Origin of the sequence: Nocardioides malaquae (assembly GCF_015070385.1) — a bacterium.
Taxonomy (GTDB): Bacteria; Actinomycetota; Actinomycetes; order Propionibacteriales; family Nocardioidaceae; genus Nocardioides; species Nocardioides malaquae.
Map to the genome: position 1 here is coordinate 87630 of NZ_JADCSA010000002.1, position 20473 is coordinate 108102.

Genomic DNA, 20473 nt, shown 5'->3' on the forward strand with positions numbered 1-20473 from the left:
GACCTCGCCCCGGGAACAGACACGCCCGCCCGACGGCACTCACGACCGAAAGGGATGCCCCATGCCCCGCCTTGCCCAGACAGACGGCCTCACCGAGGACCAGCAGGAGATCCTCAAGGCGGTGCGCCAGTTCGTCGACGAGAAGATCATCCCGGTCGCCCAGGAGCTCGAGCACGCCGACGAGTACCCGACCGAGATCGTCGAGGGCCTCAAGGAGCTGGGCATCTTCGGCCTCATGATCCCCGAGGAGTACGACGGCCTCGGCGAGTCGCTGCTCACCTACGCGCTCTGCGTGGAGGAGATCGCCCGCGGTTGGATGAGCGTCTCCGGTGTCATCAACACCCACTTCATCGTGGCCTACATGCTGATGAAGCACGGCACCGAGGAGCAGAAGCGCAAGTACCTCCCGCGCATGGCGACCGGCGAGGTCCGTGGCGCGTTCTCGATGTCGGAGCCCGGCCTCGGCTCGGACGTCTCCGCGGTCTCGACCAAGGCGGTCAAGCAGGACGACGGCTCCTACTCGATCACCGGTCAGAAGATGTGGCTGACCAACGGTGGCTCCTCGACCCTGGTGGCGGTGCTGACCAAGACCGACGAGGGCGCCGAGTCCGTCTACAAGAACATGACGACCTTCCTGGTCGAGAAGACCCCCGGCTTCGGTGAGGTCGGCCAGGGCATCACCGTGCCCGGCAAGATCGACAAGATGGGCTACAAGGGGATCGACACCACCGAGATGGTCTTCGAGGACCACAAGATCTCGGCCGACCAGATCCTCGGCGGCGAGCCCGGCAAGGGCTTCTTCCAGATGATGGACGGCGTCGAGGTCGGCCGCGTCAACGTCGCCGCCCGCGCCTGCGGCCTGGCGATCCGTGGCTTCGAGCTGGGCATCGCCTACTCGCAGCAGCGCGAGACCTTCGGCAAGCCGATCGCCCAGCACCAGGCGATCCTCTTCCGCCTCGCCGAGATGGCCACCAAGGTCGAGACCGCCCACCAGATGATGGTGCGCGCCGCCCGCCTCAAGGACACCGGCCAGCGCATGGACGTCGAGGCCGGCATGGCCAAGATGCTCGCGAGCGAGTACGCCAACGAGGTCGTCGAGGACTCCTTCCGCATCCACGGTGGCTACGGCTACTCGAAGGAGTACGAGATCGAGCGCATCATGCGTGAGGTCAAGTTCATGCTGATCGGTGAGGGCACCTCGGACATCCAGAAGATGATCATCGGTCGGGCGCTCCTCAAGGAGTACGCCCAGCGCTGAGTGCGAGATCGTGGTGGCCCGGACCGACGGTCCGGGCCACCACGGCATTTGGGGGAGTCGAGCAGGCGGCGGATCGGCCGTGCGAAGGTGGTGGGATGAGCGTGGGCGGTGACGGACGACGACTGGTGCTGCACGTCGGGACGATGAAGTCCGGCACCAGCCACCTCCAGGGGCTCCTGTTCACCAACCAGGAGCTGCTGGCCCGCCGCGGCGTGCTGGTGCCCGGCCAGGTCTGGCGCGACCAGGTGGACGCGGTGGCGGAGGCTCTCGGGTGGACCGGACGCCGCGCCGAGCGACGCGGCGGTGTCTGGCCCGCCATGGTCGAGCAGGTGCGCAGCCACCCGGGCACCTCGATCATCTCGATGGAATACCTGGCCCGCATTCCGGTGGCGCGGATCGAGGAGCTCGTCGCCCACTTCCCCCAGGTGCGGGTGGAGGCCGTGCTGACGGCGCGCGACCTCGGGCGCAACGTGCCGGCGATGTGGCAGGAGCGCGTCAAGAACGGCTCCACGACTTCCTTCGACGACTACGTCCGAGCCGTCCGTGAACGCAGCGAGGGTGAGGGCAAGGCCTTCTGGCGTGAGCAGAACGTGGTGGCCGCCACCCGCCGGTGGGTCGAGGTCCTGGGGCCGGACGCGGTGACGGTGGTGACCGTCCCGGCGCCGGGCGCTCCCCGCGACGTGCTGTGGCGGCGCTTCGCCGAAGCGGTGGGGGTCGAGGCCACTGGTCTCGAGGACCCGCCGCTGGGCAACGAGTCGCTGGGGGCGGCCTCGGCCGAGCTCCTGCGGCGGCTCAACACGCGGTGGGACCCGTCGGCCGGACCCACTGCCGCCGAGGTGCTCAAGCACCGTCTGGCGCGGGGCATCCTCGGCCCCCACCGCAGCCTGGAGCCGGCCATCGGCTTCGAGGTGCCCGACTGGCTGGAGGAGATCAGTCGGCGCACCGTCCGCCGCCTGCCGGAGCTGGGCGTACGCGTCGTGGGCGACGCTGCTGACCTCCGTGCCGTCCCGTCCCCGGGCACTGCGCCCCACGAGGTGGCCCTCGCCGACCAGCTGGAGGCGGCCACCGTGGGGCTGCAGGGGTTGGTCCTGAAGGTGGCCGACCTCCGCGAGGAGCTCCGGCAGGAGCGTGCCCGCGCCGGCCACGGCCCGAAATCCTGCTGACACCAGCCCCCGTGCCGTGACATGGTGGCCCTCCGGCTACGTGAGGGAGGTCACCATGACGAACGAGGACCTGAAGGCGAAGATGCGCGAGGCGCTCGAGCGCAAGAACGACCACGAGCAGGGCGTGCACACCGATGGGCCGACCCGGGAGAAGGCCCACGGGTCGGAGGTCGCCGAGCGCAACGTCGGCACTCCGATGCACCGGCGCAAGGCGGGTGGCGGGGGCTCCTGACACCACCCCGGCCCCGCCCGCCCCGATCCGCCGCGGCGTCCGGCCCGCGACGTTCGCCGGCGCTGGCTACCCTGTGGCCGTGCGCATCGACCTGCACAGCCACAGCACCGCGAGCGACGGGACCCAGAGCCCGACGCAGGTGGTGCGTGCCGCTGCGGATGCCGGTCTCGACGTGCTGGCGCTGACCGACCACGACACCGACCGGGGGTGGGCGGAAGCTGCCGAGGCGGCTGCGGAGGTCGGCATCGAGCTCGTGCCCGGCATCGAGGTCAGCACCCTGCACCACGGGCGCAGCGTGCACCTGCTGGCCTACTGGCCCGACCCCGACCACCCGCCGCTCCGGGATGCCCTCGAGGAGATCCGGGCGTCGCGTCGGGCCAGGGTCCCGGTGATGCTGGCGCTCCTGGCCGAGCACGGCATCGAGCTCTCCGAGGACGACGTCGCGCGCGCGTCGGTCGGGACCTCCGCGCCCGGCCGCCCCCATGTGGCCGACGCCCTCGTCGAGCGCGGCGTCGTGGAGCACCGGGGTGAGGCGTTGGCCCGCTACCTGCAGCCCGGTGGCCCGGCCTGGGTGCCGCGCACGGGCATCGAGCTGGTCGACGCGGTCAGGTGGATCCGCGAGGCCGGCGGCACCAGCGTCGTGGCCCACCCCTGGGGGCGCTCCGCGCGCGATGTGCTGGGTCGTGACACCTTCGCGGCCCTCGCCGCCGAGGGGCTGGCCGGCATCGAGGTCGACCACCAGGACCACTCCGAGCAGGATCGCCGCGACCTGAGGCGCCTCGCCGACGAGCTCGACCTGGTGGTCACCGGGGCCAGCGACCACCACGGCCGCGGCAAGCGGGGCCATGCCCTGGGGTGCCACACCACGCACCCGGAGGAGTACCAGCGCCTGCGTGCCCGCGCCCGCCGACTAGGGTGAGCCCCGTGCGCGCCCGGGTCGTCCTCCACGTGGGGTTGATGAAGTCCGGCACCTCCTTCCTGCAGCACACTCTCTTCGAGCACAGGTCCGAGCTCGGGACGCACGGGATCCACGTGCCCGGGCGCAGCTGGCGCCACCAGTTCAACGCCGCCCTCGACGTCCTGCGCCACGGCGCCCACGCCCCGGAGTGGCGAGAGGTGGTCGACGACGTCGCCGCCGAAGGCACCAGCGTCATCTCCTCGGAGTTCCTCGCCCCCGCCCGCCGCGAGGCGGTCGAGGCGGTGGTCTCGTCGTTCCCCGACCACGACGTCGAGGTCCTCCTCACCGTGCGTGACCTCAACCGCAACCTGCCAGCGATGTGGCAGGAGACCGTGCAGAACGGACGGACCTGGACCTGGCACGACTACCTCGCGGGCGCGTACGCCCAGCGACCGGGCGCCGCCGAGGCATCCCAGCCCCACGACGCGGGCCGCCGCTTCTGGCGTCAGCAGAACGCGCTGCGTGTCGCCCGACGGTGGAGCGCCGCGGTGGGTGTCGACCGGGTCACCGTGGTGACCGTGCCGGGCCCCGGAGCGCCGCGCGACGAGCTGTGGCGTCGCGTCGCGTCAGTCCTCGGCGCGCCGTCCCGGCTGTCGCCGCCGACGCCCGGCCGGGCGACGACCACGACCGGGGCCAACGAGTCGGTGGGCCTCGCCTCGGCGCTGGTGCTGCGCCAGATCAACGAGGTGATGGCCGAACGGGGGCTCTTCCTGCCCGGGGGCCAGAAGCAGCGCAAGACCTACCTGGCCAAGCGGGTGATGGCGACGCGTCGAGGCAGCGAGCCGACCCTCGGGCTCGAGGTGCAGCCCTGGGTGCGGGAGCAGGCGGAGCGTCAGGTGCACGGCCTGCAGGCCCTGGGCGTACGCCTCGTGGGGGACTGGGCGGACCTGGAGCCCGTGCCGGTGCCGGGAGTGCAGCCCGACGACGTCGACGACGCAGAGGTGGCGCGCGCGGCCACCCTCGCGCTGGCCGACGTCATCACCGACCTCGTCCAGCGCGACCTGCGCCCCTACGACGACCGGCCGGCCACCGCCACCTGACCGGGGGCGCTGCTCACTTGCGTCCGAGCGACTGGAAGAGCTGGAGCACCCGAGGCGGCACCACGCGCACCAGCGCCACGACGGCGCGGTATCGCCGGCTCGGCACCGAGATCGCCTTGCCGGCGTCGTGGTGGGCGAGGGCCTCGCGCACGAGGGCGTCGGCGTCGAGCCACATGAAGCGCGGCGCGGAGCCGCGGGAGACGTCCATGCGGGCGTGGAACTCGGTGCGGGTGAAGCCGGGACAGACGGTCGTCACGGTCACTCCGCGCGGGCGGTACTCGTTGGCCGCCCAGCGTCCGAAGGAGTTCACGTAGGCCTTCGCGGCCGAGTAGGTGCCGCGGGGGAGGAAGGCGGCCACGCTCGAGACGTTGATGATCCCGCCATGCCCGCGCTGCGACATCGGCCCCAGGGCGGCGTGGCTCAGTCGCATGACAGCGGTGACGAGCACGTCGAGCATCGCCTGCTCGGCCTCCACTCCGTTGTCGGCGAAGCGCCCCTTCAGCCCGAAGCCCGCGTTGTTGACGAGCAGGTCCACCGGGCGGTCGGGGTCGGCCAGGCGGGCCTCGACGCGGGCCAGCTGCCCGCGGTCGGTCAGGTCGGCAGCGAGCACCTCGACGTCGACGCCGTGGCGCCGGCGCAGATGGTCGGCCTCCTCCTCGAGCCGGGCGGCGTCGCGCGCCACCAGGACCAGGTCGTGGCCGCGGGCCGCCAGCTGGCGGGCGAACGACCGCCCGATGCCTGCGGTGGGGCCGGTCACGAGCGCGGTGGAAATTCCCATGGTCACCTCTCGGGTCTGCGTGGAGTCTCCTCGGGGCTCCGACGTCTCTCGGGCATGATGTCAGGACCATGACCACGACACTTGCGCTGGCCAACCAGAAGGGCGGGGTGGCCAAGACCACCTCCGTCGCGACCCTCGGGGCGGCCCTGGCGGAGATGGGCCACTCCGTCCTCCTCGTCGACCTCGACCCGCAGGCGTGCCTGACCTTCTCGCTCGGCATCGACCCGGAGGACCTCGAGACCTCGCTGCACGACGTCATGGTGGGCGGTGCCACCGCGGCCGACGTCCTGGTCGGCACCGAGGACGGGCCGGACCTGATGCCGGCGGCCATCACCCTGGCGCGGGTGGAGACGGAGTTCGCCCAGGTCGCGGGACGCGAGCGTCTGGTGGCGACCGTCCTGGACACGCTGGCCGCCCAGGGGCTGGACTACGACTGGGTGCTTCTCGACTGCCCGCCCACGCTGGGCGTGCTGACGGTCGCTGCGCTCACCGCCGCCGACGCGCTCGTCGTGCCGCTCCAGTGCGAGACGCTGGCCCACCGCGGCGTCGGCCAGCTGCTCGACACCGTGCACGACGTGCTGGAGCACACGAACCCCGACCTGGAGGTGTGGGGGGTGCTGCCGACGATGTTCGACGGGCGCACCACCCACGCCCGCACGGTCCTGGAGACGATCGCCGAGACCTATGACCTCGACGTGGTCAGCCCGCCGATCCCGAAGACGATCAAGTTCGCCGAGGCCCCGGCCGGGGGTCGGTCGATCCTGACCACTGCGCGCACCAGCAAGGGCGCGAACGCCTACCGCGAGGTGGCGCAGTGGCTGGAGCGTCGCCGGGTCAGGCGCTGACGGGAGCGCTCGGGGCGCCGCCGTCGGAGCCCTGACCCCCGCCGCCACCGGAGCGACGACGCCGGCGACGACGCGGCTTCGAGGCGCCGCCCTCGGCGGGTGCTGAGGTGTCGGACTTCTCGGCAGGGCCGTTGCCCGACGCCTCGCCGGCGACGACCGCGCCGCCGCGGGTGCGCGTACGCGAACGCTCGCGGTTGCGCGGAGCGCGCTCGCGCGGCTTGTCGTCGCGCTTCTCGCGGGGCTGCTGCGGGGCCGGGTCGACGATGCGTCCCTTGGTGCCCGGGGCGATCCCCTGCTCGTGGTAGAGGTGCTCGGAGGAGGAGTAGGTCTCGACCGGCTCGTCGAAGGGCAGGTCGAGGGTCTTGTTGATCATCTTCCAGCGGTGCAGGTCGGCCCAGTCGACGAAGGTGATCGCGATGCCCGAGGCGCCGGCGCGACCGGTGCGGCCGATGCGGTGGACGTAGGTCTTGTCGTCCTCGGGGCAGCTGTAGTTGATGACGTGGGAGACGCCGCGCACGTCGATGCCGCGGGCCGCGACGTCGGTGGCCACCAGGACCTGCAGCTTGTCCTCGCGGAACTTGGTCAGCGCCTTCTCGCGCGCCACCTGGGCCATGTCACCGTGCAGCGGGGCGGCCTTGAAGCCACGCTCGGCCAGGTCGTCGGCCACTCGCTGGGCCTGACGCTTGGTGCGGGTGAAGACCACCATCTTCTCGATGGTCTCCGACTGGAGGATGCGGCCGATCATCTCGGGCTTGTCCAGGTCGTGGGCCTGGTAGACGAACTGCGCGGTCAGCGGCACGGTGGCGTTCTCGTAGGAGGACTCCGCGCGGATGTTCATGGGGTGGCGCATGTGGGTGCGCGCCAGGGCCACGATCGCCGAGGGCATGGTGGCCGAGAAGAGCATCGTCTGACGCGTCTCGGGGGTGAGCTTGAGGAGGCGCTCCACGTCGGGCAGGAAGCCCAGGTCGAGCATCTCGTCGGCCTCGTCGAGCACGAGCGCGTGCACGTGGGAGAGGTCGAGCACCTTGCGGTTGGCCAGGTCGATCAGGCGACCCGGGGTGCCGACGACCACGTCGACGCCTGCCTCGAGCGCCTCGAGCTGGGGCTCGTAGCCGACGCCGCCGTAGACGGTGAGGATCCGCAGGCCGCGGTCCTCGCCGGCGACCGTGAGGTCGGAGGAGACCTGGAGCGCCAGCTCGCGGGTCGGCGCGACGACGAGGGCCTGGGGCTTGCCCTGGGGGATCTCGGCGTAGTCGGGGTCCTTGGGGGAGATGCTGCGCTGCAGCACCGGGATGCCGAAGGCCAGAGTCTTGCCGGTGCCGGTACGGGCCTGGCCGATGAGGTCGGTGCCCATCAGGGCGACCGAGAGGGTCATCTCCTGGATGGCGAACGGGGTGGTGATGCCTGCGCGCTCGAGGGAGTCGCAGATCTCGGGGTGCACCCCGAGGTCACGGAAGGTGGTCACGCGTGTGTCGCTTTCGTCGAAGTTCTCGCACTTGCGGCTGACTCGACTGGGCCGGGACTTCTCCTGGCGCCGGCGATCTGCCGCGCACATGCCGGGCGGCGGTTGACCGCCCCGTGAAACTGCGGTCCGGCGCGCTCTGGCGCGCACGGATCACCTCCACTGTATCGGTAGGGTCTGGCCATGACCGAAACTCAGCCGGGAGCGTCGCAGCCGGACGCCTCCCAGGGTGCCTTCGCCGACCCCGACTACCGCGCTGCCGTGGTCGACCTGCTCGGAGCGATCGCCTACGGCGAGCTCGCTGCCTTCGAGCGGCTGGCCGACGACGCCAAGCTCGCTCCCGGGCTTGCCGACAAGATCGCGCTCTCGGCCATGGCGGCCGGCGAGTTCTCCCACCTCGACGACCTGCAGCGCCGGATCTCCGAGCTGGGCGCCGACCCCTTCGCCGCGATGGAGCCCTTCCGTCAGGCGCTCGACGACTTCCACTCCCACACCGCGCCCGCGGACTGGTACGAGGGACTCGTCAAGGCGTTCGTGGGCGACGGCCTCGCGCGCGACTTCTACCGCGAGATCGCGGCCTACCTCGACCCGGAGACCCGGGCGCTGGTCACCGACGTGCTCGACGACTCCGACCGGTCCTCGTTCGTCGTCGACCGGGTGCGGGAGGCCATCCGCGCCGACCACCGACTGGGTGGGCGACTGGCCCTGTGGGCGCGGCGGCTGATGGGGGAGGCGCTGATCCAGGCGCAGCGGATCGCTGCCGAGCGGGACGCGATGACGGCCCTGGTGGCCGGCGGTGTCGACCGGCCCGGGCTCGACCTCGCGGCCATCGGGCGCATGTTCACCCGGCTCACCGAGCGCCACGCCGAGCGCATGGGCGAGCTCGGGCTCGACCCGTGACCGCGCCCTGACGTACGCGACGGCCCCACCCGCCTCGGCGAGTGGGGCCGTCGTCGTGCGTACGGACGTACGGGCGTGTCAGCGGAAGCCGACGGCGCCGACGGTGGCGTTGCCGACCTCGACGTAGGCGATCTTCTCGCCCGGCACCAGGACCATGCGGCCCTTGGTGTCGGTGAGGGAGAGCGCGCCGCCCTTGAGCGCCGCCTCGACCTTCTGGGTGATCTCGTCGTGCGACGCGGTGACGTCGACGACGAGCTCGCGCGGGGCGTTCTGGATGCCGATCTTGACCTCCACGGGAGGCTCCTTCCGTACGGGGTGCCGGTCGGGCCGGCGTGGTGGTGGTGCGTGGGGGAGTCAGGACTCCTTGGGGTAGCCGCGGATGCCGCGCCAGGCGAGGCCCGCGACCAGGGCGGCTGCGTCGTCCTGCGTGATGGTGCCCTCGGTGCCGGCGCCCGAGAGCCAGAACCGCGCGCTGACCTGTCCCATTCCGACGAGGGAGACCGCGAGCAGGAGGCTGGCCTCACGGGGGAGCCCGGTGTCCTGCTGGATCACCTCGGCGATGGCCGCGGCGCAGTCGTCGGTCACCCGGTCGACGCGGGACCGGACGGCAGGCTCGTTGGTCAGGTCGGACTCGAACACCAGGCGGAAGGCGCCCGTCTCGTTGGCGACGTAGGCGTAGAAGGCCGCGATCGCGGCGGCGACGCGCTGCTTGTTGTCGCTGGTGCTCGCCAGGGCGTCGCGGATGGCGTCGGTGACCGCCTCCGCCGACTGGTCGAGCAGCGCCATGTAGAGCTCGAGCTTGCCGGGGAAGTGCTGGTAGAGAACGGGCTTGGAGACGCCCGCCCGGTCAGCGATGTCGTCCATGGCCGCGGCGTGGTAGCCATGGGCCACGAAGACCTCCAGGGCGGAGGAGAGGAGCTGGGCGCGCCGCTCGCGCCGCGGCATGCGAGCACCCTTGGCGCGGGGCTCCACGTCGTACCGTCCAACGCTCACAGGCTGTCCTCCTTGAAGTCTGGGGGCGATGTTACTGGTCCGGAACCCCCGGTGCCTCTCCGGCGGCTCCCGGTGGCCGTGTGTCGCTGTCACCGGAGGCGGGGAACAATGGCCCACGGCGCGGCGTTGCCCGACCGATGGGTGGCGCCGTCGCGCCCCCGCCCCCGTATTCCGAGCCGAGGAGCCCCCGTGTCCGTCCCGCCGCTGGTCGAGCCGGCAGCCGACCTGACCGTCGACGAGGTCCGTCGCTACAGCCGTCACCTGATCATCCCGGACGTGGGCATGACCGGGCAGAAGCGCCTCAAGAACGCGCGGGTGCTGGTCATCGGTGCCGGTGGTCTCGGCTCACCCGCCCTGCTCTACCTGGCCGCGGCGGGCGTCGGCACGATCGGCATCGTCGAGTTCGACGAGGTCGACGAGTCCAACCTCCAGCGTCAGGTCATCCACGGACAGTCCGACATCGGGCGGCCCAAGGCCGTCTCGGCGAAGGAGTCGATCGCAGAGATCAACCCGCTGGTCGAGGTGGTCGTCCACGACACCCGTCTGGACAACGACAACGTCAAGGAGATCTTCTCCGGCTACGACCTGATCGTCGACGGCACCGACAACTTCGCGACGCGCTACATGGTCAACGACGCGGCCTACTTCCTCGGCATCCCCTACGTCTGGGGTTCCATCTACCGCTTCGACGGGCAGGCGTCGGTCTTCGCCCCCCGGCTGCGCCGGAAGGAGGACGCCGGGTTCGACGTTGTCGCTGACGCTCCCTGCTACCGCTGCCTCTACCCCGAGCCCCCGCCGCCGGGCATGGTGCCGTCGTGCGCCGAGGGCGGCGTGCTGGGCGTGCTCTGCGCGTCGGTTGGGTCGATCCAGTCCACCGAGGCGATCAAGCTGCTGACCGGGGCCGGCGAGCCGCTGGTGGGCAAGCTGATGATCTACGACGCCCTGGAGATGGAGTACCGCAAGCTCAAGGTGCGCAAGGACCCGAGCTGCGCTCTCTGCGGCGACAACCCGACGGTCACCGACCTGATCGACTACGAGACCTTCTGCGGCGCGATCTCCGACGAGGCCGCCGAGGCCGCGGTCGACGCCACCGTCTCCGTGCGCCAGCTCGAGACGATGCTGGCCGAGCGTGAGGCCGGCGCGCGCGACTTCGAGCTGATCGACGTCCGCGAGCCCAACGAGCGGGAGATCAACGAGATCCCCGGCTCGGTGCTCGTGCCGCGCGGCGACTTCCTCACCGGTGCCGCGTTGGAGCGGCTGCCGGAGTCCAAGCAGGTCGTCCTCTACTGCAAGACGGGGGTCCGCTCGGCCGAGGTGCTCGCGATCGTCAAGGGCGCCGGACACGCCGACGCGATCCACGTCGGCGGCGGCGTCGCCGCCTGGGTCAACCAGGTCGACCCGAGCCAGCCCGCCTACTGACGGACGCGCCGCGTGCCAGACCTCGACCCGAAGGACTTCGCGGGCCCGGAGGGGTACGCCGAGCTGGTGCTGCGGTGCGTCGAACGTGTCCCCCGCGGTCGCGTCACGACCTACGGCGCCGTGGCGGACGCGGTCGGCGCGGTGCTGGGCCGGGGCGGGCCACGGGTGGTCGCGTCGGTGATGCGGCGCGACGGCGTCTCGGTCTGCTGGTGGCGGCTGGTCCGGGCCGACGGGTCGATGGTCGCCCACAAGGCCGACCTGGCGCGCGCTGCGTGGTTGCAGGAAGGCACTCCGCTGAGGTCCGACGGGCGCGTGGACATGGCCCGGGCGCTGGCTCCCGTCACCCTCGCGTGAGCTCCGTCGGGCGCCCGGGTGAGAATGGCGCCATGCTCTACGAGGCGCTCGCCCGCGTCGTCCCCCCGCTGGCCCGGGCCGTGTGGCGCCCGGAGGTGGTCGGCCTCGAGCACGTGCCCGCGAGCGGCCCGGTGATCCTCGCCAGCAACCACCTCAGCTTCGTCGACTCCGTCGTGATCCCCGTGCTGGTGCCCCGCCGGGTGGTCTTCCTGGCCAAGTCGGACTACTTCGACGGCCCCGGCCTCAGGGGCGCGGCGAGCCGCGTGTGGTTCGAGAGCCTGGGCATGCTTCCGGTCGACCGTGACGACACCAAGGCCGCTCTGTCGAGCCTGGACACCGCGCTGGAGGTGCTGGGCCGGGGGGAGGCGTTCGGCATCTACCCCGAGGGCACCCGCAGCCGGGACGGGCGGCTCTACCGCGGGCGTACGGGGGTGGCCCACCTCGCGCTCACCGCCGGCGTCCCCGTGGTGCCGGTGGGCCTGCGCGGCACGGAGCGGATCCAGCCCGTCGGGGCGAGGTTGCCGCGCCTGGCCAAGGTGCAGGTCGCCTTCGGCGAGCCGATGGACTTCACCGACCGGGTCGGCACGGCGCCGACCGGCCGGCTGCGTCGCCAGGTGACCGACGAGATCATGGCGCAGGTCCAGCGGCTCAGCGGCCAGGAGCCGGCCGGCGTCTACAACGAGCGTCCCGTCGAGGCGTGAGGCACCCGATCCGGGCGCGGACCGAACATGTCGGAGCCCTGTGATGGGGTGGTCGGCATGAGTTCCTCCGTCCGTCTCGTCCGGCCGCCCGTCGTCACCACGCCGGTGCCGACGCTCGACCCGGCGCAGCAGGCGGTGGTCGACCACGTGGCCGGCCCGCTGCTGGTGCTGGCCGGCCCCGGCACGGGCAAGACCACGACGCTGGTGGAGGCGATCGTCGACCGGATCGAGCGCCGGGGCGCCGACCCTGCCTCCGTGCTGGCGCTGACGTTCTCCCGCAAGGCCGCCGAGCAGTTGCGTGACCGGGTGACGGCCAGGCTGGGGCGCACGGTCGCCAGCCCACTGGCCATGACGTTCCACTCCTTCGCCTACGGGTTGGTCCGGCGGTTCACCCCCGCAGAGCTCTACACCGCGCCCCTGCGGTTGCTGACCGCGCCGCAGGCCGACGTGATGATGCACGAGCTGCTCGAGATGCACCGTGACCGGCTGGGGTGGCCGACGAGCCTGGGGGAGGCGGTCCACACCCGCGGGTTCGCCCGCGAGGTCGCCGCTGTGCTGGGGCGCGCGCGGGAGAAGGGCGCGGACCACGAGGAGCTGATTCGACTGGGGCGTGAGCACGACGCCGCGCCCGAGCTGCTCGCGGCCGGGCTCTTCCTCGAGCGCTACCTGGAGGGTCTCGACGACCACGCGGCCACCGACTACCCGGACCTGGTGCGGCGGGCGGTGATCGAGGCCCGGGCCCACGGCCACGACCTGCGTCGGGAGTTCCGCCACGTCTTCGTCGACGAGTACCAGGACACCGACCCCGGCCAGGTCGAGCTGCTGCGGGCCGTCGCCGGTGACGGCGCCAACCTGGTGGCCGTCGGTGACCCCCACCAGTCGATCTACGGCTTCCGCGGCGCCGAGGTGCGTCACATCCTCGACTTCCCCGAGACCTTCACGACCCGGTCGGGGGAGCGTGCCCCGGTGGTCGTCCTCGACACCACCCGTCGCTTCGGTCCGGCCGTCCTGGAGGCGGCCGGTCGGGTGGCGGCCAACCTCGCCCTGCCGGGGGCGCTGCCCGCGCAGGCCCGGGAACGGTTCGCCCGACCCCGGGCGCTGCCCGATGCCACCGAGGGGCGCGTCGAGGTCCTCACCTGCGACACCGAGCGTGCCGAGGCCGAACGGATCGCCGACCTCCTGCGGCGTGCCCACCTCGACGACGGCGTCGCGTGGTCCGACATGGCGGTGCTGGTCCGGTCGGGCCGCAGCACCCTGCCGGTGATGAGGCGCCTGCTCGCTGCGGCCGGAGTGCCGGTGGAGGTCGCGGCCGACGAGATCCCGCTCGGTCAGGAGCCGGCTGCCGAACAGCTGCTCGCAGCGCTCGAGACCGTGGTGCATGCCGAGGAGGACGAGTCCTGGGCGCCCACGCAGGAGCGGGCCGAACAGCTCCTGCTGTCGCCCCTGGGTGGGTTGGGGGCCACCGAGCTGCGCACCCTGGCCCGGACCCTGCGCCAGCGCGAGCTCGCCGAGGCGGCGACCGAGCGACGCTCCGCCCGCTCCTCCGGGGAGCTGGTGGCCCGGGCGCTCGTGGCTCCGGGCGCCCTCGACGGCCTCGAGGCCGCCGGGATCGACAAGGCCCGGACGTTGCGGACACTGCTCGACGACGCCCGCGAGGCGTTGCGTGGCGGCGAGGACGTGGAGTCGCTGCTGTGGCGGCTGTGGGCCGGCACGGAGTGGGGGCCCCGGCTGCGGGCAGCGGTGCTGCGCGGGGGTGCTGCGGCGCGTCGTGCCCACCGCGACCTCGACGCCGTCTGCGCGCTCTTCGACACCTCCGCCCGCCGCGAGGAACAGCGGGGACGGACCTCGGCGCGCACCTTCCTCGAAGAGGTGCAGGCGCAGCAGATCCCGGCCGACACCCTGGTCGACAAGGGCGTCCGCGGCGACGCGGTGCGACTGTTGACGGCGCACCGGTCGAAGGGGTTGGAGTGGCGCCTGGTCGTGGTCGCCCACGTCCAGGAGGGCAACTGGCCCGATCTGCGGCGACGGGCGACGCTGCTCGGCGCCGACCGCATCGGTGCCATCGACTACGGCCGGCTCACGCTTGTCGAGGACTCCTCCCGGGCGGAGATGCTGGCGGAGGAACGGCGCCTCTTCTACGTCGCCTGCACCCGGGCCCGCGAGCGGCTCGTCGTCACCGCCGTCGCGTCGGTGCACGAGGACGGAGAGGTGGCCTCCCGGTTCCTCGACGAGCTCTGCCCGACCCCGGACGAGGTGGCGGCGGGGGCCCGCCCCGTGGCGGTGCAGCACCTGCAGGGCCGGCCCAGTCGTCCCCTGACCCTGGCCGGCGTCGTCGCCGACCTGCGCCGCACCGTCGCCGACCCGACGCTGGCGGAGCCCTTGCGGGACGCCGCCGCGCGCCGACTCACGGCGTTGGCGCGCGAGGAGCACGAGGGGCGTCGCCTCGTGCCGGCGGCCGACCCGCGCCACTGGTGGGGCACCCACGGCGCCACGGCCGCCGCCACGCCGGTGCGTGACGCGGAGGCTCCGGTGAAGGTGTCGGCCTCGACCGTGCAGTCGATCGCGGAGTGTCCGGCCAAGTGGTTCCTCGAGCACGAGGCGGGCGGGGCGACCTTCTCGGGGCAGGGCGCCGCCTTCGGCAACGTGGTGCACAAGATCGCCGAGCACGTGACGCGTCCCGAGGTGGGGGAGGCATCCATCGACGACTTGATGGAGCTCGTCGACGGGGTCTGGGACCGCCTGCCCTTCCGTACGCCCTGGTCGCGGGAGAAGGAGCGGGAGGAGGCGCGCAGGGCCATCGAGCGTTTCCTCAACCACCACCGGTCGAGCAGTCGTCGCCTGGTCGGCACCGAGGTGCCCTTCTCGTTCACCGCGACGCTGCCCGACGGCTCCCAGGTGCACCTGCGCGGCTTCGCCGACCGCCTGGAGATCGACGGTGACGGGCGGGTCGTGGTGGTGGACCTGAAGACCGGCAAGTACCCGCCGACGGACAAGTCCTTGAAGGAGAACCCGCAGCTCGGGATCTACCAGTACGCGGTGGAGCGCGGTGGCTTCGCCGACGTCCTGGATCCGGGCGCCCTCTCGGGGGGAGCGGAGCTCTGGCAGCTGCGGGCCTCCACCAAGGACGTGCCGAAGATTCAGGCACAGGCTCGCCAGGATGCCGACGCCGACGGGTGGGTGCTGGCCGAGCGCCAGCTCGCCGAGACCGTCGACGTGATCCGCCGGGAGGACTTCGCCGCGGTCCCCGGCAAGCACTGCGACTTCTGCGCCTTCGCGGCGCTCTGCCCGGCCGTCACCACCGCGGGAGTGATCAGTTGAGCGCCATCGCCACCACCACGCCGCCGACACCCCGCATCGGGTCGCCCGAGGACCTTCGCGCCGTGACCGGCGCCAGCTTCACCGTCTCCGACCAGCAGTGGGCGGCGATCAGCGCACCCCCAGCTCCCGGCGTGGTCATCGCGGGCGCGGGGTCTGGCAAGACCGAGCTGATGTCGGCCCGGGTCATCTACCTGGTCGCCAACGGGTCTGTGGCGCCCGACGAGGTTCTCGGACTCACCTTCACCACCAAGGCGACGGCGGAGCTCTCGCACCGTATCCGCGGAGCGTTGGCCCGCGCCGGACTCGACCGGGGCGTGGTGCCCGACGACGGTGGGCCCACCGAGCTGCTCGAACCCACCGTCTCGACCTACAACGCCTACGCGGCCGGCCTCCTGGCCGAGCACGGACTGCGCATCGGGCACGAGTCGGACGTGCGGATCATGGGCGACGCCTCCCGGTTCCAGCTCGCGCAACGGGTCATCGCCGAGCACCGTCGCGAGGTCCGCCACCTCTCCGACCACCCGCCCACGGTGATCCAGTGGCTGCTCGCCCTCGACGGGGCGATGAACGAGCACCTCGTCAGCCCGGACCGGATCCGTTCCTGGCAGGCCCACGAGCGCCCGCTCTTCGAGACCGAGCTGCGCGACCTGATGCTGCAGAAGCGCACCAAGGGCAAGCAGGACCTGGTGCGCACCGTGCTGGAGAAGATGGACCAGCGCCGCGAGCTGCTCGACCTGGTGGTGGCCTACCGCGAGATGAAGGCGCGCTACCGCCTCATGGACTTCTCCGACCAGATCGCCGGCGCGTGCCGGATCGCCGAGGAGTTCCCCGAGGTCGCCGCGGCCGAGCGGGCCGCGTACAAGGTCGTGCTGCTCGACGAGTACCAGGACACGTCGGTGGCGCAGGCGCAGCTGCTGGCGCGCCTCTTCAGCGGACCGGACGCGGCGTCGGGCCGGGGCCATGCGGTGACCGCCGTGGGCGATCCCAACCAGGCCATCTACGGCTGGCGCGGCGCCTCGGTGGCCAACATCGCCCACTTCCGCGAGCAGTTCCCCCAGGCCGACGGCACCCCCTCGGCCCGGTTCTCGCTGACCGTCAACCGTCGCTCCGACCGGCGCATCCTCGACGTCGCCAACGCCCTCGCCCAGCCGCTGCTGCGGGAGCAGGCCGGTCTCGTCGAGCCCCTGGAGTGGAAGCCCGACGCCGAGGAGGGTGTCGTGCGCTCGGTGGTGCACCGCACCGCCGCCGACGAGCTGGCCTGGCTGGTCGACGAGGTCCGTGCTGCCCACGAACGGATCCGTGACCAGGCGCTGGCCGGCGCGCGGCAGGCGCGACTCGAGCGCCGCTTCGACGACGCCCGGGCGCTCGACGAGAAGGCCGAGGCCTGCTGGAAGGAGGTCGGCGTCCTCGTCCGCACCAACAAGGAGGGTGCGGCCGCCTACGACGCACTCAGCGCCGCAGGTGTTCCGGTGGAGATCGTCGGACTCGGAGGGCTGATCCGGCTGCCGGAGGTGGCGCAGGTGGTCGCGACCCTCTCGCTGCTCGAGGACCTGACCGACAACGCCTCGTTGCTCACCTTGTTGGCCGGACCCCGTTGGGAGATCGGCGTCCGCGACCTCGCCCTGCTCGGACGCCGGTCGGTCGAGCTGGCCCGCGGACAGTGGCGCGACGCCGACGACCGCAGCATCACCGAGCAGCTCTCCGACTCCGTCGCCGGTGTCGACCCGACCGAGCTGGCCTCGCTCAACGAAGCGCTGGAGTCGCCCGGCGACCTGCCCTACTCGCCCGAGGCACGAGAGCGGTTCGCCCGGTTGGCTGACGAGCTGGCCCACCTGCGTTCCTACGTCGGTGAACCGCTGCTCGACCTGCTGCGGCGCATCATCGACGTCACGGGGCTCGACACGGAGCTGGCCTCCTCGACGTCCCCGGCGGCTGAGGCGCGTCGGGAGAACCTCGACCTCTTCGTCAAGGCGGTCGCCGACTTCCAGGCGGTCGACGGCACCGTCACCCTGCCGGCGCTGAACGCGTGGTTGGCCGTGGAGGACGACAACGCCGGGGGGCTCGACCTCGCGCCGCCCAGCGAGTCCGACTCCGTCAAGCTGCTGACCGTGCACCGCTCCAAGGGGCTGGAGTACGACGTGGTGCTCATGATCGGCGTTGCGGAGGAACGGTTCCCCAGCAACCGGGCCCGCTCCCAGTGGACGAGCGTGTGCCACGAGCTGCCGGGCCGGCTGCGCGGCGACGCCGACTCGGTGCCCCAGCTCGAGGAACGCAGCGCCGATGGCATCGTGGCCCTCAAGGACGAGGTGAAGACCCACCATGCGATGGAGGAGCTGCGTCTCGGCTACGTCGCCTACACCCGCGCGCGCCACGAGTTCGTCGTCAGCAGTCACGTGTGGGGCTCCCGGCAGAAGCCCCTGAAACCGTCTCCCTACCTGCTCACGGTCCGTGAGATGGAGCGCCGCTGGGGGGCTGACCTGGCGCCGTGGCACGTCCCCGGTGACGACGAGACGCACCCGGCCGAGGAGGAGGCCACCCGGGTGGAGTGGCCCTCGACGGAGCGCAGCGAGGAACGTCTGCGACGTGAGGAGGCCGCCCGTCGGGTGCTGGCCGCGGACCCCGGCCGTGCCGACGACCGCGAGGCGCTGGCCTGGGCGGTGACCCCGGACGGCGAGTCCGCAGCCGACCGGGTGGCCCGGTGGGACGACGAGATCGAGCGTCTCCTGCTCGAGGAACGCGCCCGCCGCAGCACCACGTCCGAGGTGGCGGTGCCGTCCTCGCTCTCGGCCACCGCCCTGATGCGGCTGCGCGAGGACCCGGACGGCTTCGCCCTCGACCTGCTGCGCCCGATGCCGCGTCCGCCCGCGCCGGCGGCCCGCTTCGGCACGCGGTTCCACGCGTGGGTGGAGGCGCGGTTCGGTCAGCAGGGCCTGCTCGACCCCGACGACCTGCCAGGGCGGTTCGACGACGACATCGACGACGACGCCGACCTCGAGGCTCTGCAGAAGGCGTTCGAGTCCGGGGAGTTCGCCGACCTCGCCCCACATGCCGTCGAGGCGCCGTTCTCTTTGGTGCTGGACGGCACGGTCGTGCGCGGCCGCATCGATGCCGTCTACGTCGAACCCGGGGAACACCTCGGCGACCCGCCGCGGTTCCTCGTGGTCGACTGGAAGACCCACCGCCACGAGACGGCCGACCCCACGCAGCTGGCCCTCTACCGTCTGGCCTGGGCCGAGCTGGCCCAGGTGCCGGTGGATCAGGTCTCGGCGGCCTTCCACTACGTGCGCAGCGGCAGGACCGTGCGGTACGACGACCTGCCGGGCCGCGACGAGCTGACGGCGCTGTTGCACGGGGACGCAGGAACGGCCGAGGAGGTCGAGGGGTCCTCGTAGGGTCGACCCATGGAGCCACGAGAGATCGTCAGCAGCGTCGGGCTGCCGCTCGGAGCGGCCGCGCTCGGTTCGGTCGCGACCGCCTCAGGCACGCGGAGCCTGTGGTACGAGCGGCTGGAGAAGCCGGCCTTCCAGCCGCCGCCGATCGTCTTCCCGGTGGCGTGGACCGTGCTCTACACCCACATCGGGATCGCCTCCGGGATCGCCCAGGCCCACCTGGACGAGGAGGCCGCGGCGGCCTACCGGCGCAAGCTCATGGTCAACATGGCGCTCAACGCCGGGTGGTCCTGGTCGTTCTTCCAGGCCCGGCAGCTGGGCGGGTCAGTCGTCGTGGCTGGGGCGCTGGCTGCCAGCAGCATCGACCTGGCCCGCACGGCAGGGCGTGCCCACCGCGCTGCCGGCGGCTTCCTCGTGCCGTACGCCGCGTGGACGACCTTCGCGACCGTCCTCACCGCTGCCATCTGGCGCAAGAGCACCCGCCGCGACTGAGGTCCCGGCTCGTGGTCTCGCTCAGGCGCGCCGTCGCGCGAGCAGGGTCGAGTCCTCGATCTCGAAGGTCTCGCCCTCTCGGGTGACCGTGCGCGGGCGCTGCTCCACCACCAGGGCCTCGAAGTCGGGCGTGAGCCCGGGGCGCAGGTCCTCGGCCACGAACAGGGCCCGCTGCTTCTCGGGGTCGCCGTGCATCAGCCGGTCCGAGGGGGCGTGCCCCACCACCAGCAGGTGTCCACCCGGCGCCACCGCCGAGCAGAGCCGGCGCGTCACCTCGACCATCCCGCCCGCGGGCGGGTGCAGGAAGTGGGTGGTCACCAGGTCCCAGGTGCGGCCGTCGGCGTCGAACGTGCGGGCGTCGACCTGCCACCACTGGGTCCGCTCGGCCACCCCGGCCTGCTCGGCGTGCCGTGCGGCCCGGGCCAGGCCGGCAGGCGAGAAGTCGGCACCGGTCGTCCGCCATCCCTGCTGGGCCAACCAGATCACGTCGGCGCCCTCACCGCAGCCGACGTCGAGGGCCGTGCCGGGGGTCAGCGCGGAGACCTCCGTGACGAGTTGAGGGTTGGGCTGCCCACTCCACATCTGGCCCTCGCCGGCGTAGCGCTCGTCCCAGGCGGGTTGCTCGAACATGTCGGTGTCGCCGCTGGCGGCGTCCTGGTGCTCTCCGTGGCTCATGGCGCCACCCTGCCCCTGCCGCCGTCCGGAGGCAACGGCGGGGTGTGGTCAGTGCGCCGGGTTGCCCTCAACGCCCCAGACGTGTCCCCACTCATCGACCTCCAGGCGCACCCGGTCCTGGGTGCGGGCCAGGCACATCGCGATCCAGACCACGGCCCACATCCCCAGGGTCAGGAGGGTGAGGAGCGCGTGGACGAGGTGGGAGACCCGTCGCCTGCGACCCACCACGGTGGTGACCGACCCGGGGAGCACCACGTCGGCGCCGCTGGCGACCTCGGCGGCCACGGCCTGGGCGAGCAGGTGCTCACGCCGGCTGTGAGGGATCGTCGGATCCTCGCGCAGAGGCGTCGGCAGGGTCAGACGCATGCGGTCGGGGGAGTAGAGGGCCTTCGCCCACCGTCGGCCGTTCCACCGACGCCACGCCTTGCCGTCCCAGCGCAGGGCGCCCACTGTCCTCTGTCGAAGTGCCACGCAGGAAAGTATGGCCGCACGGGTG

Annotated in this window: 19 protein-coding genes; 13 read left to right on the plus strand and 6 right to left on the minus strand. The window is 72.3% G+C overall.

The features are described 5' to 3' along the window. Nucleotides 1-61: 61 nt before the first annotated feature. From IEQ44_RS02315 to IEQ44_RS02335, 5 genes are all read left to right on the plus strand, one after another. A complete protein-coding gene (locus IEQ44_RS02315) occupies nucleotides 62-1258 on the plus strand; it encodes an acyl-CoA dehydrogenase family protein (protein WP_193636825.1) in 1197 nt (398 codons plus the stop codon). A 95-nt stretch (nucleotides 1259-1353) separates the two neighbouring features. Beyond that, entirely contained in the window at nucleotides 1354-2421 is a 1068-nt protein-coding gene (locus IEQ44_RS02320; RefSeq protein ID WP_193636826.1) for a hypothetical protein, read from the plus strand. A gap of 55 nt (nucleotides 2422-2476) precedes the next feature. Further along, nucleotides 2477-2653 (plus strand): DUF5302 domain-containing protein, encoded by a 177-nt coding sequence (locus IEQ44_RS02325; protein ID WP_193636827.1) that lies wholly within the window; start codon nucleotides 2477-2479, stop codon nucleotides 2651-2653. Then, nucleotides 2637-3572 (plus strand): PHP domain-containing protein, encoded by a 936-nt coding sequence (locus IEQ44_RS02330; protein WP_319804444.1) that lies wholly within the window; start codon nucleotides 2637-2639, stop codon nucleotides 3570-3572. The genes IEQ44_RS02325 and IEQ44_RS02330 overlap by 17 nt, the downstream gene beginning before the upstream one ends. A 5-nt stretch (nucleotides 3573-3577) precedes the next feature. Continuing rightward, a complete protein-coding gene (locus IEQ44_RS02335) occupies nucleotides 3578-4651 on the plus strand; it encodes an NACHT domain-containing protein (protein WP_193636828.1) in 1074 nt (357 codons plus the stop codon). Between the two features lie 13 nt (nucleotides 4652-4664). On the opposite strand, the gene IEQ44_RS02340 is transcribed toward IEQ44_RS02335, so the two are convergent. Further along, entirely contained in the window at nucleotides 4665-5429 is a 765-nt protein-coding gene (locus IEQ44_RS02340; RefSeq protein ID WP_193636829.1) for an SDR family NAD(P)-dependent oxidoreductase, read from the minus strand. 68 nt (nucleotides 5430-5497) lie between these two features. Here IEQ44_RS02340 and IEQ44_RS02345 point away from each other — a divergent pair, with 68 nt between their 5' ends. Further along, nucleotides 5498-6274 carry a ParA family protein gene (locus IEQ44_RS02345; protein ID WP_193636830.1) on the plus strand — a complete coding sequence of 259 codons (777 nt, stop codon included), beginning with the start codon at nucleotides 5498-5500 and terminating at the stop codon, nucleotides 6272-6274. Here IEQ44_RS02345 and IEQ44_RS02350 read toward each other — a convergent pair. Further along, nucleotides 6264-7886 carry a DEAD/DEAH box helicase gene (locus IEQ44_RS02350; RefSeq protein WP_319804445.1) on the minus strand — a complete coding sequence of 541 codons (1623 nt, stop codon included), beginning with the start codon at nucleotides 7884-7886 and terminating at the stop codon, nucleotides 6264-6266. The genes IEQ44_RS02345 and IEQ44_RS02350 overlap by 11 nt on opposite strands. A 33-nt stretch (nucleotides 7887-7919) precedes the next feature. Between IEQ44_RS02350 and IEQ44_RS02355 the strand changes: the two genes are divergently transcribed. Next, the gene (locus IEQ44_RS02355; RefSeq protein ID WP_193636831.1) at nucleotides 7920-8636 is read left to right on the plus strand and encodes a ferritin-like fold-containing protein; all 717 of its coding nucleotides are present in this window, start codon (nucleotides 7920-7922) and stop codon (nucleotides 8634-8636) included. A 78-nt stretch (nucleotides 8637-8714) separates the two neighbouring features. Here IEQ44_RS02355 and IEQ44_RS02360 read toward each other — a convergent pair whose 3' ends face one another. Both IEQ44_RS02360 and IEQ44_RS02365 read right to left on the minus strand, forming a co-directional pair. After that, a complete protein-coding gene (locus tag IEQ44_RS02360) occupies nucleotides 8715-8930 on the minus strand; it encodes a DUF3107 domain-containing protein (protein ID WP_193636832.1) in 216 nt (71 codons plus the stop codon). A 60-nt stretch (nucleotides 8931-8990) separates the two neighbouring features. Further along, complete coding sequence (locus IEQ44_RS02365) at nucleotides 8991-9581, minus strand: TetR/AcrR family transcriptional regulator (RefSeq protein WP_193637035.1); 591 nt, start codon at nucleotides 9579-9581, stop codon at nucleotides 8991-8993. A 237-nt stretch (nucleotides 9582-9818) separates the two neighbouring features. On the opposite strand from IEQ44_RS02365, the gene moeZ reads away from it, so the two are divergent. The 6 genes from moeZ to IEQ44_RS02395 are packed head-to-tail and all read left to right on the plus strand — an operon-like array spanning nucleotide 9819 to nucleotide 19302. Then, entirely contained in the window at nucleotides 9819-11048 is a 1230-nt protein-coding gene (gene moeZ / locus IEQ44_RS02370; protein WP_319804446.1) for an adenylyltransferase/sulfurtransferase MoeZ, read from the plus strand. Between the two features lie 12 nt (nucleotides 11049-11060). Then, nucleotides 11061-11402 (plus strand): MGMT family protein, encoded by a 342-nt coding sequence (locus tag IEQ44_RS02375; RefSeq protein WP_193636834.1) that lies wholly within the window; start codon nucleotides 11061-11063, stop codon nucleotides 11400-11402. 32 nt (nucleotides 11403-11434) lie between these two features. Next, nucleotides 11435-12103 carry a lysophospholipid acyltransferase family protein gene (locus tag IEQ44_RS02380; protein WP_193637036.1) on the plus strand — a complete coding sequence of 223 codons (669 nt, stop codon included), beginning with the start codon at nucleotides 11435-11437 and terminating at the stop codon, nucleotides 12101-12103. Nucleotides 12104-12160: 57 nt separating this feature from the next. Beyond that, nucleotides 12161-15421, plus strand: coding sequence for an ATP-dependent helicase (locus tag IEQ44_RS17590; protein ID WP_193636835.1), 3261 nt, complete (start codon nucleotides 12161-12163; stop codon nucleotides 15419-15421). After that, complete coding sequence (locus tag IEQ44_RS02390; RefSeq protein ID WP_227486780.1) at nucleotides 15418-18813, plus strand: ATP-dependent helicase; 3396 nt, start codon at nucleotides 15418-15420, stop codon at nucleotides 18811-18813. The genes IEQ44_RS17590 and IEQ44_RS02390 overlap by 4 nt, the downstream gene beginning before the upstream one ends. Nucleotides 18814-18822: 9 nt before the next feature. Beyond that, nucleotides 18823-19302, plus strand: a complete 480-nt coding sequence (locus tag IEQ44_RS02395; RefSeq protein WP_193636836.1) for a TspO/MBR family protein — start codon at nucleotides 18823-18825, stop codon at nucleotides 19300-19302. Between the two features lie 21 nt (nucleotides 19303-19323). Here IEQ44_RS02395 and IEQ44_RS02400 read toward each other — a convergent pair whose 3' ends face one another. Beyond that, entirely contained in the window at nucleotides 19324-19977 is a 654-nt protein-coding gene (locus tag IEQ44_RS02400) for a class I SAM-dependent methyltransferase (protein WP_193636837.1), read from the minus strand. A 48-nt stretch (nucleotides 19978-20025) separates the two neighbouring features. Continuing rightward, nucleotides 20026-20448: a DUF8108 domain-containing protein gene (locus tag IEQ44_RS02405; RefSeq protein WP_193636838.1), complete on the minus strand. Its 423-nt coding sequence runs from the start codon at nucleotides 20446-20448 to the stop codon at nucleotides 20026-20028. Nucleotides 20449-20473 lie beyond the last annotated feature (25 nt).

What these genes read in the sequence shown, in the direction of transcription:
- IEQ44_RS02315 (WP_193636825.1), top strand. Translation starts at nt 62, where the DNA reads ATGCCCCGCCTTGCCCAGACAGACGGCCTCACCGAGGACCAGCAGGAG.
- IEQ44_RS02320 (WP_193636826.1), top strand. Translation starts at nt 1,354, where the DNA reads ATGAGCGTGGGCGGTGACGGACGACGACTGGTGCTGCACGTCGGGACG.
- IEQ44_RS02325 (WP_193636827.1), top strand. Translation starts at nt 2,477, where the DNA reads ATGACGAACGAGGACCTGAAGGCGAAGATGCGCGAGGCGCTCGAGCGC.
- IEQ44_RS02340 (WP_193636829.1), bottom strand. Translation starts at nt 5,429, where the DNA reads ATGGGAATTTCCACCGCGCTCGTGACCGGCCCCACCGCAGGCATCGGG.
- IEQ44_RS02345 (WP_193636830.1), top strand. Translation starts at nt 5,498, where the DNA reads ATGACCACGACACTTGCGCTGGCCAACCAGAAGGGCGGGGTGGCCAAG.
- IEQ44_RS02355 (WP_193636831.1), top strand. Translation starts at nt 7,920, where the DNA reads ATGACCGAAACTCAGCCGGGAGCGTCGCAGCCGGACGCCTCCCAGGGT.
- IEQ44_RS02365 (WP_193637035.1), bottom strand. Translation starts at nt 9,581, where the DNA reads ATGCCGCGGCGCGAGCGGCGCGCCCAGCTCCTCTCCTCCGCCCTGGAG.
- IEQ44_RS02380 (WP_193637036.1), top strand. Translation starts at nt 11,435, where the DNA reads ATGCTCTACGAGGCGCTCGCCCGCGTCGTCCCCCCGCTGGCCCGGGCC.
- IEQ44_RS17590 (WP_193636835.1), top strand. Translation starts at nt 12,161, where the DNA reads ATGAGTTCCTCCGTCCGTCTCGTCCGGCCGCCCGTCGTCACCACGCCG.
- IEQ44_RS02395 (WP_193636836.1), top strand. Translation starts at nt 18,823, where the DNA reads ATGGAGCCACGAGAGATCGTCAGCAGCGTCGGGCTGCCGCTCGGAGCG.
- IEQ44_RS02400 (WP_193636837.1), bottom strand. Translation starts at nt 19,977, where the DNA reads ATGAGCCACGGAGAGCACCAGGACGCCGCCAGCGGCGACACCGACATG.